Source organism: Ruegeria sp. CJ6 (assembly GCF_056536665.1).
In genome coordinates this window covers 1,099,319-1,114,477 of sequence record NZ_JBQFQB010000001.1, presented here as the reverse complement: position 1 = coordinate 1,114,477, position 15,159 = coordinate 1,099,319, and the positions used below count along the sequence as shown (strand labels likewise).

Here is a 15,159-nt window from a genome sequence, read left to right as displayed (position 1 = left end):
TTCGAATTCGTCTGACAGCACTTTGGTCCCGAAGGGCGGGAAGCTGACATTCTCTGCGGTTGCAAACCTATCCGGTAGCGGAGGCGAAATCCGACCTTCGCGGTCGACGCCTACGGCTAGAATCGAAGATACAAAAAAGCCCCCTTGATTTCGTAGGCGTAGATAGCTTGGACGTGCGTTACGAAACTAAACAGACGCTCCCATGTTAAGGCAGTCAGTTTGAAGAGGCTGTTATGAACCAACATTTGACCAAACAATACGGCAATTCGTTGGTTTAGAACCTTATGGAAGCCGTGAGTTCTCCGACAACACTGGATCCACCACCAAAGTTTGATTGAAACTCGCCGCTGAAGCCTATCGATCGGTTTCCATCTGCAGAGGTATGTTCAAGCGTAAAGCCAAGAAACCCTGCAGCAGCATCTTCTGTTGAAGCTACGAAAGAAAAGGGTGTCGCTGCTACGATTGCGTCCACATCGTCGGATCCTGCATCAAAAGTTGCATCTACTCCAACGGCCCAGTTCAGGTAGGTACTCGATCCATTTGCGGCCTCGTAGAGGCGGGGCAAGTTCAATTGCGCCCGCGTGTTGAACAGCGAAACGTTCCGATCTTCGACAGTCAGCGGATACGCGGTTCCTGTTTCGGAATATTCATCAAGTTTCAGAAAGACATAGCTTGCGCGTGCACTGAAGAAGGCAGGAATTGGCAAGGCGTTGATGGGTGCCGAGATCGAGAGCGATGGCGAAACGAACGTGCCGTCAAAATCGCCTTTCGCTTCGCCGCCATCAACGTTTCGGGTCGCTTCATTGTCGGTTACGCCAGCAAGAAGCGCTGCGTTGAGGCTGTATCGTCCGTAGTCCCTTTCGAGGTAGACGCCCCCAAAATATGACGTGATATCGGTATCTCCTGCGTCTTGATCCAGCGAGACATGGCTGTCGTCATATCCGACAAGAACACCAAAATCGCTGTTATCGATGAATTCATTCGTCTCGGCACCAACTACGAAACCGTACATACGATGGCTGAATCCAAGATTTGAACCGTCTTCTTCAACATCGCGATCTCCTCCGAAGGCTGAACCCCAGACATATGGGCCGTAATCCTGTTCAACATACCCGAAAGGACCCAGGTTTCTGCTAACCTGGCCACCGGACGAGCCGGACGCATAGGGGCTGGCGGTGTCAATCGTATTGAACACCGCGTCGGTGAGATCGCTGATAAAGGTACCTTGGGCCGCGAATCCCGTCGTATCCACCGAAACCGCAGTGAGGCCATTGTTGGCCACAACGCCGGCCCCTTCAAAATTGACGACTTCGGGGGCGGATGCGAGGTCATTATCGTCACCCGATGCATCAGCAAAATTTACAACCGAATTCATCCCGCGCGCAAAGTTCAACGTGTCAATGTCATTCGGGTTCGTGCCCCCCATGCCATCGTTGCCATTGCCGAAATCGACCGATCCGTTCAGAATCGAGCCGGGCTCGAGATTCAACGTGTCGTTCCCATCGCCGCCATATACGATGGAAAAGCCTTCTCGACCGGTGATGCGTGCGGAGTTTGTGATTATTGCAGCGGCGTTGTTGTCGCGATCTTCGATCTCGATACCGTATTCGAACGCATCAATATTTCCGGTGTTCACAATGGTGATTGAACCGGCTCCGTCCACGTCCACTTCGATCCCGTTATTGTCCAGCGAACGCAACGCCCCGCTGTTGGTCACACGGGCATCGCCGTCACCGTTTAGTTCGATATCGATCGCGTCGGAATCGGCGGTGAGCTGGGCAGAGTTCACAATGCTGACATCGCCGCTTCCCTCGACATCCACTTCGATCGCATCGTCTTCGCGAGAGGTTATCCGCCCCGAGTTTCTAATGAAGACATCGCCATCTCCGAAGATTTCGGCGTCAATTCCCTCGTCGTTTCTGGCGGTTATGGATGCAGCGTTTGTAATGCTTATGTTGCCGTTCTCGGTCACGTGGGCGAAGATTCCGTCAACTTCGGCATCGATGGTACCGGATGCCGAAATAGTAACATCGCCGTTTCCGTCTATTTCAGCGTTAATGCCATCAATATTTTCCGCCGCAATTTCACCCGACGCTTCAACCGAGATGTTTCCGTCGCCAGCAACAAAGCTGCGGATCCCGTGTTCGCTTGCTTCGATATCACCGTTCATCGTGATCGAGATGTCGCCGTCACCATCAACTTCGGCTTCGATGCCGTCATCCGAACCGGCGCGGATATCACCTGTGACCTGAATGTTGATATCACCGGAGTCCTCGGCATCAGCGTCAATGCCGATCGCATCGCCAGTGATATTGCCTACCACAGTCACGTCAATCACGCCTCCGGGGCTGCCGGTTTCCACATCAATTGCATCGCTATCGAGGGATTGGACGTCGCCCGTCACATTGACGGTCACATTCCCGTCCTCCGCGTCAGCAAAGATCGCATGTTCTTCTTCAGCAGAAATGTTGCCGTTGGAATTGACCGTTACATTGCCTGTTCCATTTGCTACGCCGTAAATCCCGTATTCTCTGCCAGTAATATCCCCGATGCTGTCGACGACGACATCACCAGCGCCATTCACCGTGGCGTTGATACCGTCGCCCGCTGCTGCGCCGCTGACATCGCCCCGGTTCGAAATTGTAATGTCGCCATCATTGGTCAGAAGCGCGCGGATGCCGTCCCTTGCGGACGAAATATTGCCCGACGAGGTGACGCTGATATCTCCGTCTCCGCCCCTTTGGCGGGCAAAGATGCCGTCAGCGTTGTTTCCTTCTGTCGCGATATTTCCGGTCGAGCGGATCGTGATATCGCCGTCACCGTCGTCTTGCCGTGCAAAGATCCCGCGGGCGTTATTTCCAGAAGTCGAGAGGTTGCCCTCGGATTCAATGGAGATATCCCCACCGCCGCCATTTTGACGCGCCAAGATGGCGTTCGCGTTGTTTCCTTCTGTTGTGATGTTTCCGGTCGATTGGATCGCGACATCGCCATCGTCATCGCTTTGCTGTCCAAGTATACCGCCAGAGTTGTTTCCAGCCGTTGAGATATTGCCATTCGACACCACCAAGACATCCCCTTCGCCGCCACTCTGAAGAGCGGTGATGCCTGTTGATCGATTTCGAATTGTGCTGATATCGCCCGCTGAGTTGACCGATACCGTGCCGTCTCCACCGTCCTGATTGGCGTAGATTCCGTCTGAACGGCTGCCCGATGTGCTTATACGACCCGCTGAAACCACTGACACATCGCCATCACCACCTTGTTGCGTAGCGCCGATACCGGCGCTTCTGCTGCGTCCAGATGTCGTGATATTGCCCGTCGAGTTAACCGAGATGGCACCGTCACCCTCAAGATCGGACCGAATGCCAAAGGACCGACGTCCGTCGGTTGCAATGTCGCCCGTCGAAGTGATCGAAACATCCCAGTCGCCGTCCGCATCCACAACAATCCCATCCGCGCCGTTCCCCGTCGTGACAATGCCGTCGGTTCCATTCGTCTGGATGTTAAGGGTTACGTTACCTGTTGGTGTGCTGAAAGCCACTCCGTCTGTTCCACCGCCTGGTGCAATTCCCGGAGCAGTCACGTTATTGATATTGAGCGTTTCGATTGCTGGCCCGTTTGCCTGAACACCCGTTGAAACATCTCCCGTACAGGTGGCGAGGTCACCCGCAACACTGCACGGACCGTTTGATGGGGGAACAACCGTTTGCGCGATCGAAGGAGTTGCCACTCCAATCGATGCACCCAAACCTATCGCACCGGCAGCAACTGGAGCAGCGAAAGCGCGATATGCAGCGGATTTTCCTTGATGGTATTTGCTCGTCTGCGCTTTGGAAAGTGCCGCTGTACGACGGCGCGCTTTGCGGTTCAAACCGCTTACTCGTAACATCTTGTTCACCCCTTAAGAGTGGTCTGGAAACCACCGCAACTTTTTTGCGCGAAAACCTCCGCGTATTTGTTAGCAGCAAAAAAAAGATGGCTTTTTGATGTTCCGATTAACGATATATTAACGAATTTCTGACTGGTCTTTTGTATGATGCAATTTGATCACATGCATGCTCTGAAAAAACCGGCCAGCGGCAGCTCCCTACTTGGATCCGGTGGAATGATAGAATTATTCAAATAACCTCCATCTGTCTGCATGAATGCCAAACGGGTTTAGAACTCGTGCCCACTCGAATTTCTGCTGAGCGCTCTTAGCGCAAAACTTCGGATACGCGTCGAATGTCTGCAACGGGCCGTCAGCGCTTTCCATCAGGACATAAAGTCGTGTCGCCTGCTAGGTGATCCAGAAGCGCGCGCACCCGAGTTGTAATGCGCCTGTTCTGTGGAAACAATGCAGCGACGACATATGGCGACACCCGGTTCTCGGGAAACAGCTCGACCAGATCGCCGGACCGTAAGGCATCTGCGACTGTATATGCCGGGCACCGTGCGATGGCGGCGCCTTGTTGAGCAAGGCGAGCTGACGCAGCGGGAGCATTCATTCGGAAGCGTCCGGTCACTTGGACAGCCTCTTCTTGGCCGCCGAAGTCGAACCTCCACACTGTAGGCTCTGTCATATTGCCATCGAGGATACACTCATGTTTGGTCAGTGCCCGGGGATGGTCCGGGCGCCCTGCGCGTTCCAAATAGGTGGGTGAGGCACAGACAACCAAGGGCATGCGGCCCAATTGCCGAACCTTGAGCGAGCTGTCCCGCATTGGGCCAATCCTGACAGCAAGGTCGAGGCCTTCTTCAACAATCGACGCTCTGCGATCAGAAAACTTCAGATCGAGCTCTACATGGGGGTGTTTCTCAGCGAATTTGGCGAGCGAAGGTACCAACCGCAATGCGCCAAACCCCGTTGGCGCCGAGATATGGATCACACCGCGAAGGGACGCCTGCTCATTTCTGACCCTGTCTTCGAGTTCGTCGAATCCGTCGAGAAGCGGCTCGCACAACATCAGGTATGTTGCACCCGCATCTGTCAACGACACGCTGCGGGTCGTGCGATTGAGCAGCTGTACACCAAGCGCGTTTTCCAGATCAGCAACGTACTTACTGACCAAACGCGCAGACCGCCCCATGCGCTGCGCAGCGACGGTGAACGACGTGTTCTTTGCAACCAGCGCAAAGGCCCGCATGCGGTCTATCTTGTCCATCCTATTGCGCCTTCTGAGGGCTTAAAGTTCGTCAAATATAGGAGATTATCATCAAGAAGCGCAATGTGTATTGCTTGTTCAACACCTGCAACCAACCGGAGAAACCCATGTCCAACGCTGTTCGTATTCACCATTTCGCCAAATCTGGCCATGCACACCGCGCTTTGGTCTTTGCGAAACTTGCCGGGATTGCACATGAGGTTGTTCCCGTCGATCTGGCAGCTGGCGCGCATAAGTCGCCTGAATTTCTTGCCATGAACCCAAATGGGCAAGTGCCCGTTCTTGAGGATGGCGAGGTTGTTGTGTCCGACTCGAACGCGATTCTTGTCTATCTTGCGCGGAAATATGCGCCTGATTGGATACCAAGTGATGCGGTCGGAGAAGCAAACGTGCAGCGTTGGCTCACTTTAGCGGCTGGAGAGATTGCGTTTGGTTCTTGCGCTGCGCGGTTGATCACCGTCTTTGGCGCGCCGCTGGACCCGAACTTTGCAGCCGCGACTGCCGAAAAAGCGATGCAGAAACTGGAGCATGGGCTCACGGGCCGCGACTGGCTCGTCGGCGAGCAACCCACGATCGCTGATGTGGCTAACTACTCCTATACGGCACACGCGCCGGAGGGGAATGTCTCTCTCGAGCCATACCCGAATGTCCGTGCCTGGCTCGCTCGGTTTGAGGCCTTGCCCGGTTTTGAAGCGATGCCGGCGACGGCTGTTGGTCTTGTTGCAGAGTGAAAGGGCAAACCCATGACGACCGAAGCCCAACGGCATCCTTTGCCACCGTTCTCAAAAGAAACCGCCATTCAAAAGGTGCGCCTGGCTGAGGACGGCTGGAACGGCCGGGATCCGGCCAAGGTCGCGCTGGCCTACACGCCGGACAGCAAGTGGCGCAACCGGATCGAGTTTCCCCAAGGGCGCGATCAGATTGAGGAGTTCTTGACCCGGAAATGGGCCAAGGAACTGGACTACCGTCTGATCAAAGAGCTTTGGGCACATGACGGCAATCGCATCGCGGTCCGCTACGCCTATGAGTACCACGATGACGGCGGAAACTGGTTCCGGGCCTATGGCAATGAAAATTGGGAGTTCGACAAGGATGGCTACATGGAACGCCGGTTTGCCAGCATCAATGAACACCCCATCCAAGAGGCGGACAGAAAGTTCCGCTGGCCGCCGGGGCGCCGTCCGGATGACCACCCCGGTCTGAGCGATCTCGGGCTCTAGCGTGGCTCTGGTGAAAGGATCAAGCGATGGCACAGATACATAAATCGCACAGAGGTGAGTTGATGCTGCAAGAGCGGCGTCACACTCCCAAAGAGGTGAGCGATGCGATTCCGCACTACATCGAAAGCGATATGCCGAAACAGCATGCGGATTTCTTTGCGGGTCTGTCCTATTTGCCGCTCGCAACGCTTGATCGTAATGGGCGTCCGTGGGTCAGCCTTCTGGTTACACAATCAGACAGCGACCCTTCTGTTGGCATTCAGGTTGCGGGCCAGAACACCACGCATGTGGTCGCGGAAACCAATCCGCATGATCCCTTTGTGCGTGCTGTGAGCCAGGATCCCGCATCGGGCCTTGAAGCGCGGCTCTTTGCCGGGGTTGGGATCGATTTCGGTAACCGCCGACGAAACAAAATTGCGGGCTCCATACGTACCGCAGATGTCGAGGGCGAGGAGAAGATCAGGTTACAACTGTTGTCCGATCAGCACTTGGGGAACTGTCCAAAGTACATTACAGTCCGTTCCTTAGGGCACACGCGACGCAACCCTGAAATTATCCATGACGGCTTCGATGTGCACTCATCTGTGCTGTCGAATGAGGCCAAATCCGTCGTGGCGCGCGCCAGCACCTTGTTCTTGGCGACAAAACATACAAGCGATGCCACCACTGCAGGCGCTCAGACCGATATGGGCGTCAATCATCGCGGCGGCGCGCCCGGCTTTACCCGGCTCTACGAGGAGAACGACGGGGCGCGGGTTACGACCTATTTGGTTCTGCCCGATCATTCTGGCAATCGCTTCTACCAGTCGCTGGGCAATATCGAAACGGACCCGAAGGTTGGGCTGGTCTTTCCAGACTTTGAAACCGGTGAGATCCTCTACATTACGGGGGATGCTGAAAATCTGCTTGGGGATGACGCAGATGCGCTGATGCCGCGCGTGAGCCTGCTGACACGTATCAAGGTAACGGGCGCGGTTTTTGTGCGTGGAGGCTTAAACCTCAAGCTGGCATCAAAAGAGCAACTCTCCCCCTACAATCCGCCAGTCAAATATTTGCGCGCAGAGTTGGAGAAGATGGGGCATGCAATCAAGGCGCACGACGCCGCTATCCCGTTGACCGCCCAGCTTATCGCTACAAAACCCCTGTCCAGCACAATCAGTACCTTCGAATTCGAGCTGTCTGAGGCAATCAATGCCCCATTGCCTGGTGGCTTTGGCGTCTTTGACTTCTCCGACCTGGTGGACGCCGGATACAGCCACATGAACGAGACAAACCCTCAGCTTGTGAACGAGGACTACGTCCGCACATGGACGCTTTCCGGAGCGCCAAAGTTTGACGAAGAGAACAACGCGTTTCGCACGACCAATCGGATCAGTGTTACGGTCAAACGCAAACCAGGCGGTCTGATGTCCAACCTCTTGCACAACAACGCGGAGAAGCTGATCACGTACAATCTTCCAGTTAAATTCAAAGGCACCGGAGCGGGCTTTTCCTGTTTTTCCGAAGTGGCTGAGGGCAGCCCCCCAAAGTTCCCAGCAAAGATGCTTTGGATCGCGGGTGGCGTTGGCATCACCCCGTTCATGGTGATGTGGGACGGAGTCAAACAAGTGGTAGAGACTTACCCGCAGGACCAGCCCATCGATATCGTGTTTCTGTTTTCCGGTCGGGACGATGACATTGCAGTTCTGCAGCACTTTGCGAAAAAAAACAGCTCTGTTTCGGACCAGGTGACACTACGTATTGTCGCGTTTCAAAGCGCAGGCGAAAATGCATTGGCTGCGAAATCCGCACGCGATGATCTGAACGCGACTTTCACCGACCAGCTGCTGAAGATTGAGGAGCGACGCATGCAAAGCGAAGACGTTCAATCGGTCGCGCATCTCGGAATGCGAGATGTGTACATGTGCGGTCCTGAAGCTATGATGACCAGTACGGAGGCGGCGCTCAACGGGCTGGGCGTTGAGGAAGCAAGACGCCACCGCGAGACATTTGTGTTTTGATAGGGAGACAAAAAGCCTGCCCATGACGTCTCCGGGCAGCATAATCAACTCTATGATTGGGTGTTGGAAAGGTTTTCACCAAGTCGAAACGATACCGGTTTCCTCAGTGCTATCCCGGATCGATGACCGCTATGTGGGCTGCACTCGCGGAAACTGATCGCTCCGCGCAAGGCCCGGTTTAGGCCGTTGGATGTATCGTGGAGAACGGGGAAGGCGCTTGCGCTGCGTCTGCACCGAAGTCTGCAACGAGCCTGAAGCCGACCTGTTTAGACTCAAAGCAAATACGCTTTTCGCAAGACGTGTCTATTTTCGACTAAACAGCGCCTTGTGACTGATGTTGCAGCTTGCGGACTTTCCCTGGAGGCATGTTAAAAACCCGTTTGAATGCTTTGTTAAAAGAAGGTTCAGATAGGTACCCGATCTCAGCCACGATTTGCGAGATTGGTTGATCGGTAGCAATTAATCGTTCCCGCGCCAGATGCATTCGCCAAGTTGCGAGGTATTGTATTGCCGGCACGCCGACGAGTTCGGTAAACCGTGCGGAAAATGCCGATCTGGACATACCTGCAACCTGTGCAAGAGACTCGACTGTCCAGTTTGCTGCAGGTGCGCGATGAATGGAAACAATGGTGCGGCCAATCTGTTGGTCTCTGGCGGCTTTCAGCCAACCTCGATTGGCGTCGGGCGCACTGTTCAACCATCGGCGAATAGCCTCGATGACAACCACATCGGCCAAGCGTGTAATCACTGTTTCACCGCCCGGTCGTAATTCACGCGCCTCTCTTGCAATGAATTGCAAAGTTGCTTGTAGCCAGCTCCCTGCATCCTCTTCCCACGGATCGATTTTGAGCACGTCGGGAAGCAAGGCCATCAACATGCCGCTGGCCGCGTGATCTATCCTGACGAGCCCGTACATGATTCCGGTCTCGGCTCCACCGCCGCCGTGCTCTAGCGTTTCGTAGAGCTCGGTCACCTTGCGTATGGGCAGTTCTTCCAGTTTCAAAAGTGGGGTGTCTTTTGAGCTGGAGAACCCAACTGGCGCGCCATTTGTCATCAGAACCAAGTCGCCTTTCTCGACTTCAAACGGCACATCTTCTCCGACCCTCATAAAGCAACGCCCGTGCGTAATGACCGCAAAGCTCAGTATTTCGGGGAAACCCGGTATAGAAACGCCCCAAGGCGCAGACATGCGCGACTGGCAATAGAATGTACCCGTCAGTTTCAGAAGATGAAGAATTTCCCCGAGCGGATCACCGATTGGCTGCGCCATTGCATGGGGGTCGGGAATATGGGGGTTGATCTGGCTCACTGCACCAGACTGTTCGATATCTCCCCAATTGTCCACAATATTTGGATGAATGGATAAAAAGTCAGGACAATGCAGACTTCTTCGTCCTTCGTGCTTACCTATTTTGGGGTCATTGACTGATTTTACGGAGATGACCGATGACACAGCAAACCATTCTCGTACTTGGCGCAACAGGTAAAACCGGATCACGTATCGTGACGCGCCTTGAAGACAGGGGCCATGCAGTTCGGCGTGGATCGCGGAATAGCAAAACCCCATTTGATTGGGAAAAACCGCAGACATGGCCTGCAATCCTGGACGGTGTTTCTGCCGCCTATATTTCCTATTTTCCTGACATCGCCTTTCCGGGCGCGGTCGAGCAAGTTGCGGCCTTTTCGGCATTGGCTCGAGAAAAAGGACTGCAGCGACTTGTGCTGTTAACAGGTCGCGGAGAATTTCATGCCGAACGTGCCGAAGGGGTTGTTCGGAACTCCGGCGTGCCCTTTACGATCGTCCGTGCGGCGTGGTTTGCGCAAAACTACTCTGAAGGTGCATTGCTGGAGCCGGTAATGGCCGGTGTGTTGCCCATGCCCGCAGGTGACGTGCGTGAACCGATTATCGACGTGGACGACATTGCCGACGTTGCCGTCGCCGCCTTGACCGAGGAAGGACACACTGGCGAGCTTTATGAAGTTACAGGGCCGCGTCTCATGACATTTGCCGAAATGGCTGCCGAGCTTTCGCGCGCAATGGGTAGAACCGTGCAATATGTGCCGATTTCGTTTGAAGACTTCCATGCGGAAATCATCAACGCGAGCGGAGAGATGATTGCTGACGTGATTACTGACATAGCGAGGGAAACGCTTGATGGTCGCAATGCGAACACTGCGGACGGTGTTCAACGTGCCTTGGGGAGAGCTCCGCGCGATTTCTCTGATTTTGCTGATGAAGCCGCAAAGTCTGGCGCTTGGACACAAGCTGCATGAGTCGGTCTGACGACAAAGGAACACAATCATGACGTTTGACGTAAAACGCAGGCTTGTCCTGGGGTTGGCGGGTCTTGTTGCAGCCACCCTGGGGCTGATCATCACGCTGGCCCCACTGGCCTTTTATTCCAGCTACGGCATTGATATTTCGCCGCAGCCGAACTTGATGAGCGAATTGCGCGCACCTGCTGCCAATCTGGCTGCACTTGGCCTGATCATCCTGTCGGGAGCGCTACACCAAAAGATGGCCCAGACATCAGCTTGGCTTGGAGCCACTGTGTTCTTCGCCTTTGCCGCGGGGCGCGTGGTCAGCATTATGCTTGATGGACGACCATCGGACAGCATCCTTTCTGCTCTTGGGATAGAGATGGTACTTGGACTGATGTGTTTGTGGGCCGCGAGCAAAGGGCGGCTAACGAAAGTTGGCATGCACCTCATGAGTCGCGCAAACTCCGGACTTGAGACTCAGTGAAAGCTGCCTGTGTGCATTTGGCCATTCACCGATACAGAGTGGGTGGCCAAAATATCTGAGTGACTCCGCGAAATACTGAATGGCTGGCGCTACTGATTGTGAGTTATGACATTAAAACCTTCTTCGGGTGATGGTGCCTCGAAATACCTCGCTAAACGCCAATATTGATCTTCCGTTGCTGCAAAGGCATGCGCACCTTCACTGTTGCGCTTGTGCAGCCGGCGCAGACAAACCTCATCCGGCAAGTCCAAAAAGTGAAGCTGGTGCGTCGCAGCAGTTTCTTCCAGCAGCTTGCGCATCCAGGCTCTGTTTTCAATTGTGTTCGCCGGAAAGTCGAGAATGACAGAAACCCCGGCCTTCAGCAACGATGCGATGTGCCGCCCCATGACCGGCCGCAATTTCAAAGCGCAATTTACATAATCCTGCAGGGAGTTCATCTGGTCGCCGAATAGGACGCTAAGCCATTCATCTTCTGAAATGAGCACCGCCCCGCCGCTATTCGCAAGTTTCGCCGCCAGACTTGATTTTCCTGAGGCGACTTTGCCACAAAGCAAGTGAAGCGTTGGTTGGACCTGTGACATAGGGTGAACTCCCGGACTACCTAATGGCCCCTGTGCTCAGTTGATCTGCAAGTTGATCAAACACCAACCTGATCCTTCGCGCAGTATGTAATTCCGAGTGCGTCGCCAGCCAAATCGGGAACTTAAACGGCTCTCGGTCGGGTAGCACGCGCTCCACACCTGGTGTCAAGGCAGCCACGTCATCCGACATTACACTGATGCCAAACCCTTGGCGCACCAGCTCCCAGGATACAATTCCGCTTTGCGAGCCAATCCGGAAACTCTTTCGAGTGACCTTAACGCCCGCCGGATCGAGAAAACCGATCATCGTGTCAATGTCGCCAAACCCCACGAAATCCAACTTTGCGAGCTCGTTTTCATTTTTCGGCCTTCCCAACTGATCAAGGTACGCAGGTGCTGCGTAAAAATGTGCCGTCGCCTCGGCAACAAGCTTTGCGGTCAGATCTGGTTGCGTCGGGCGTACATGTCGGATGGCGATATCAGCCTCACGTCTCTGTATGTCTCGTAAGTCATTGGCAGCAACGACGTCGATCTCAAGACGCGGTGCTGCAAGTCGGATCTTTTTCAGTATAGGCGGCAGCTGATAGGCAGACATCACATCTGACGCGGTGATCCTGACTTGCCCTTCGACAGTTTGCGACTGGCTTGTAGCAGTAAGGGAGATCCTGTGCGCGACATCCGCCATTTCTCTGACATGCAACAAAAGCTCGGCGCCAGCGGTCGTTAGACTAAGCGATTTACCAACTCTTTCAAACAGGGTGATCCCAAGCGCCAATTCCAGCGCCGCAACCTGACGACCGACAGTAGGTTGAGTTTGCTCGAGAACGCGCGCCGCTGCGGAAAACGAGCCTTCTTCAGCCGTCGCAAGAAAGGTCCGTACCTGATTCCAGTCGAAATTGATGGCATTCCAGTTCATGCATTTATGCATAACACTTCTGCGAATTATGGCAATTTAGTAAATGTGTGTATGGATGTATGGGATGCGACAACAAACTTGAAAGAGAGTAATAAAATGGCTGCTTTGTCCAAAGATGCCGCGTTCTGGAGCAGAATCTCGCGAAAGTATGCGGCGGACCCAATCCGGAACATGGAAGGGTATCTGAACACACTCGAACGTACGAAGTCGCACCTAAAAGCAGAAGACAGTGTACTGGAAATCGGTTGCGGGACGGGTTCAACCGCGCTGTTGCTTGCACCGCATGTCAACCATATCACCGCCTCGGATCTCGCTCCGGGCATGATCGAGATTGCCAACGAGAAGCGTGCTAAAGAAGGATTGGAGAATGTCACTTTCAAGGTGGCCGAAGTTCTCGAGCACGATCCTGTTGAAGGTGGTTACAATGCGGTTCTGGCGCATAACCTGCTTCATCTCCTGCCTGATTTGGATCAAGCGCTAGAGCATATTGCCAAATTGACAAAATCCGGTGGGGTTTTCATATCCAAAACGGTGTGTGCGCCTGAGAATGGTGGGTTCAAGTATGCGATGATCAGTCGTGTCGCGATCCCTATCATGCAGTTTTTTGGGAAAGCCCCGTTTGTGAATTTCGTTTCTATGTCGATGCTTGATAGGAAAATTGAGCGTGCAGGCTTTGAAATCCTGTATACTTCCGATCAAGCCTCGATGCTCCAGAGTCGTTATGTTGTCGCGCAAAAACCTTGAAGCTCTAGTTCATTCAGCTTTGCAAGTGGAAACGCTATCTGTGTCACATCACCAGTAATAGTACATTCCTGAGTGAATGGACTGCATTCAGGTTTGTTTCCACCTTTAGAAAGCTATTGCGATTGGCGGCGTTGCCCGAAAACCATGAGTTTATAAGAACCAGATGTTGCGGCCGCGGCGAAAGTAAGGTCTGTCGGGCCGCAATTCAGCGTTGAGAACTGTTTGCCAATAGAAGGTCTGAGCCGTCCACACGAACGGCCCAAGTGTTTAGATTTCGATAGCTTCTGCAATGGCAAATCACTTAGTGATGGTCCAAAGCGCCATTTGATCTGTTTTTCCGCGGGCATTGTAGGCGGGAAGTTGGGATAGCATTTTGTTAACTTCATCGGACAGTTGTTCCCTGACAGCATCCGAGATCACCACTTCTACTCCGAAGTCTCTGGCAGCACTTTCTATCCGGGCGACGGTGTTCATTGTGTCGCCCAGCAAGGCTACCTCCTTTTTCCATGTCCCGATCTCACCTGCCGCAACCGGCCCACAATGTAGAGCCACCCTGATCTTTGCCTCTTGCCCAAATCTGGCGACGTATTCTTCGGTCTTACTCTCTAACGTGCGGGGCATTTCCTTCGCGCACGCAAAACTCCGTTCGTAACTCTTCGGGCTCGCTGTCGGCCATGTCACGATGACTGCGTCTCCCACGTATCGATGCACTTCGCCCCCACTGCTTTCTATCGGCTGGGACAGATCGTAGGACACGTCAGAAAGGAACTCGTGGAATCTCAAATCGCCAATCCGCTCCGCGAGCGAGGTCGACCCTACCAGGTCGGCAAAAAGAACAATTCGGTTTTCTAGCCGGGGGCGTCGATATTGTCCGGTGAAGATTGCCAAAGTTGCCTCCCGGCCTAACAGTCTTAGCAGTTCAACTGACGTGGAAATGACAGAAGCGATTGCAGCGGATAGAGCAAAGTTGAATGCAAACTCAGGTTCCTGCCAGAGTTTCTGATCAAGCAGTACGCGCGCGGGAAGTATGATCCCGATAACGATAATCAGACTATAAGTGACGGCCCTAAAGCCGATTATGACGATAAGCGGGGTCTGCCGCAGCCATCGGATCGATTGATTAGAGAGAAAGGTGAGCTCAACCGTTAGGCATCCTGCACCAATGATTAACCCGGTCAAACTGCCGACAATTGCATCCACTGGTTTCTCGTATCCGTCTAGGAATATGAGAGGCGTGAGCGCGCCAATGCACATAGAAACTGCAATGACCTTCAAAGCAAAAATCGCTGTTAGTCTGTCGATCAACGCTGCCCCCGGAACGAGAATTCTCTGTTTTGCTATCAGAATCGTTGGGTGGCGGGAACGTGAACTTCAAGGGTCGGCGCATTCACTTTGTCACGCGGAGAATTCATAGGCAAATGCAGCGAATTGGCGCTTTGACCCGCAAAACGTACGAAGTCTGCCATCCCGCCTTGCGATTGCGCCGATAGTCCGGTCTGACGGGCTGCGCCGCAGCGCCCTCAAGGTCGGTCAAAGGCCTGGTATGGGCCGTTGAATGCAATCCAGTTGGCTCGCGCTTCCGATTGTCGAACGCGCTTTAGTGCTTCTACCCACGTTCACGAGTGCCGCGAGTGCCAGATAAACGAGTGAGTGCTTTTTCATGATTCTGTGCGACATTGTTGGGTTCGACGGTGAGTCTGTCGGGCGACCGGATCGAAGGCCCTGCGTTGGATCAAGCAAAGCTCCCACCGCGGGGTGTTATCATTGGATTGTCGGACGCCGCGATTGCCTGCAGGCACCTTTTCTCT

Annotated in this window: 12 protein-coding genes; 6 read left to right on the top strand and 6 right to left on the bottom strand. The window is 53.9% G+C overall.

What is annotated here, in order from left to right; translation table 11 throughout:
• Positions 1-274: 274 nt before the first annotated feature.
• Positions 275-3,889 carry an autotransporter domain-containing protein gene (locus ACR0BT_RS05610; RefSeq protein WP_480762674.1) on the bottom strand — a complete coding sequence of 1,205 codons (3,615 nt, stop codon included), beginning with the start codon at positions 3,887-3,889 and terminating at the stop codon, positions 275-277.
• 352 nt (positions 3,890-4,241) lie between these two features.
• Entirely contained in the window at positions 4,242-5,144 is a 903-nt protein-coding gene (locus ACR0BT_RS05605; protein WP_170567717.1) for a LysR family transcriptional regulator, read from the bottom strand.
• A gap of 107 nt (positions 5,145-5,251) precedes the next feature.
• Between ACR0BT_RS05605 and ACR0BT_RS05600 the strand changes: the two genes are divergently transcribed.
• From ACR0BT_RS05600 to ACR0BT_RS05590, 3 genes are read left to right on the top strand one after another with little or no spacing between them, the layout of a single operon-like run.
• A complete protein-coding gene (locus ACR0BT_RS05600; protein ID WP_480762673.1) occupies positions 5,252-5,875 on the top strand; it encodes a glutathione S-transferase family protein in 624 nt (207 codons plus the stop codon).
• A gap of 12 nt (positions 5,876-5,887) precedes the next feature.
• Positions 5,888-6,364, top strand: a complete 477-nt coding sequence (locus tag ACR0BT_RS05595) for a nuclear transport factor 2 family protein (protein ID WP_170567713.1) — start codon at positions 5,888-5,890, stop codon at positions 6,362-6,364.
• Between the two features lie 26 nt (positions 6,365-6,390).
• Positions 6,391-8,364 carry a pyridoxamine 5'-phosphate oxidase family protein gene (locus ACR0BT_RS05590; RefSeq protein WP_480762672.1) on the top strand — a complete coding sequence of 658 codons (1,974 nt, stop codon included), beginning with the start codon at positions 6,391-6,393 and terminating at the stop codon, positions 8,362-8,364.
• A gap of 313 nt (positions 8,365-8,677) precedes the next feature.
• Here ACR0BT_RS05590 and ACR0BT_RS05585 read toward each other — a convergent pair whose 3' ends face one another.
• Positions 8,678-9,817 (bottom strand): AraC family transcriptional regulator, encoded by a 1,140-nt coding sequence (locus ACR0BT_RS05585; RefSeq protein ID WP_480762671.1) that lies wholly within the window; start codon positions 9,815-9,817, stop codon positions 8,678-8,680.
• Here ACR0BT_RS05585 and ACR0BT_RS05580 point away from each other — a divergent pair.
• Both ACR0BT_RS05580 and ACR0BT_RS05575 read left to right on the top strand, forming a co-directional pair.
• Positions 9,811-10,638 (top strand): NmrA family NAD(P)-binding protein, encoded by an 828-nt coding sequence (locus tag ACR0BT_RS05580; RefSeq protein ID WP_170402603.1) that lies wholly within the window; start codon positions 9,811-9,813, stop codon positions 10,636-10,638. The two genes, ACR0BT_RS05585 and ACR0BT_RS05580, sit on opposite strands and share 7 nt — an antisense overlap.
• Before the next feature lie 28 nt (positions 10,639-10,666).
• Complete coding sequence (locus ACR0BT_RS05575; RefSeq protein ID WP_223117794.1) at positions 10,667-11,110, top strand: DUF4345 domain-containing protein; 444 nt, start codon at positions 10,667-10,669, stop codon at positions 11,108-11,110.
• A gap of 89 nt (positions 11,111-11,199) precedes the next feature.
• Here ACR0BT_RS05575 and ACR0BT_RS05570 read toward each other — a convergent pair whose 3' ends face one another.
• Complete coding sequence (locus tag ACR0BT_RS05570) at positions 11,200-11,691, bottom strand: ATP-binding protein (protein WP_170819488.1); 492 nt, start codon at positions 11,689-11,691, stop codon at positions 11,200-11,202.
• 16 nt (positions 11,692-11,707) lie between these two features.
• Positions 11,708-12,607: a LysR family transcriptional regulator gene (locus ACR0BT_RS05565; protein WP_170508695.1), complete on the bottom strand. Its 900-nt coding sequence runs from the start codon at positions 12,605-12,607 to the stop codon at positions 11,708-11,710.
• Between the two features lie 51 nt (positions 12,608-12,658).
• Here ACR0BT_RS05565 and ACR0BT_RS05560 point away from each other — a divergent pair, with 51 nt between their 5' ends.
• Positions 12,659-13,351, top strand: a complete 693-nt coding sequence (locus ACR0BT_RS05560; protein WP_480762670.1) for a class I SAM-dependent methyltransferase — start codon at positions 12,659-12,661, stop codon at positions 13,349-13,351.
• Between the two features lie 297 nt (positions 13,352-13,648).
• On the opposite strand, the gene ACR0BT_RS05555 is transcribed toward ACR0BT_RS05560, so the two are convergent.
• Complete coding sequence (locus tag ACR0BT_RS05555) at positions 13,649-14,656, bottom strand: adenylate/guanylate cyclase domain-containing protein (protein ID WP_480762669.1); 1,008 nt, start codon at positions 14,654-14,656, stop codon at positions 13,649-13,651.
• Between the last annotated feature and the right edge of the window lie 503 nt (positions 14,657-15,159).

What these genes read in the sequence shown, in the direction of transcription:
- ACR0BT_RS05560 (WP_480762670.1), top strand. Translation starts at nt 12,659, where the DNA reads ATGGATGTATGGGATGCGACAACAAACTTGAAAGAGAGTAATAAAATG.
- ACR0BT_RS05605 (WP_170567717.1), bottom strand. Translation starts at nt 5,144, where the DNA reads ATGGACAAGATAGACCGCATGCGGGCCTTTGCGCTGGTTGCAAAGAAC.
- ACR0BT_RS05590 (WP_480762672.1), top strand. Translation starts at nt 6,391, where the DNA reads ATGGCACAGATACATAAATCGCACAGAGGTGAGTTGATGCTGCAAGAG.
- ACR0BT_RS05570 (WP_170819488.1), bottom strand. Translation starts at nt 11,691, where the DNA reads ATGTCACAGGTCCAACCAACGCTTCACTTGCTTTGTGGCAAAGTCGCC.
- ACR0BT_RS05580 (WP_170402603.1), top strand. Translation starts at nt 9,811, where the DNA reads ATGACACAGCAAACCATTCTCGTACTTGGCGCAACAGGTAAAACCGGA.
- ACR0BT_RS05595 (WP_170567713.1), top strand. Translation starts at nt 5,888, where the DNA reads ATGACGACCGAAGCCCAACGGCATCCTTTGCCACCGTTCTCAAAAGAA.
- ACR0BT_RS05575 (WP_223117794.1), top strand. Translation starts at nt 10,667, where the DNA reads ATGACGTTTGACGTAAAACGCAGGCTTGTCCTGGGGTTGGCGGGTCTT.
- ACR0BT_RS05610 (WP_480762674.1), bottom strand. Translation starts at nt 3,889, where the DNA reads ATGTTACGAGTAAGCGGTTTGAACCGCAAAGCGCGCCGTCGTACAGCG.
- ACR0BT_RS05600 (WP_480762673.1), top strand. Translation starts at nt 5,252, where the DNA reads ATGTCCAACGCTGTTCGTATTCACCATTTCGCCAAATCTGGCCATGCA.
- ACR0BT_RS05565 (WP_170508695.1), bottom strand. Translation starts at nt 12,607, where the DNA reads ATGAACTGGAATGCCATCAATTTCGACTGGAATCAGGTACGGACCTTT.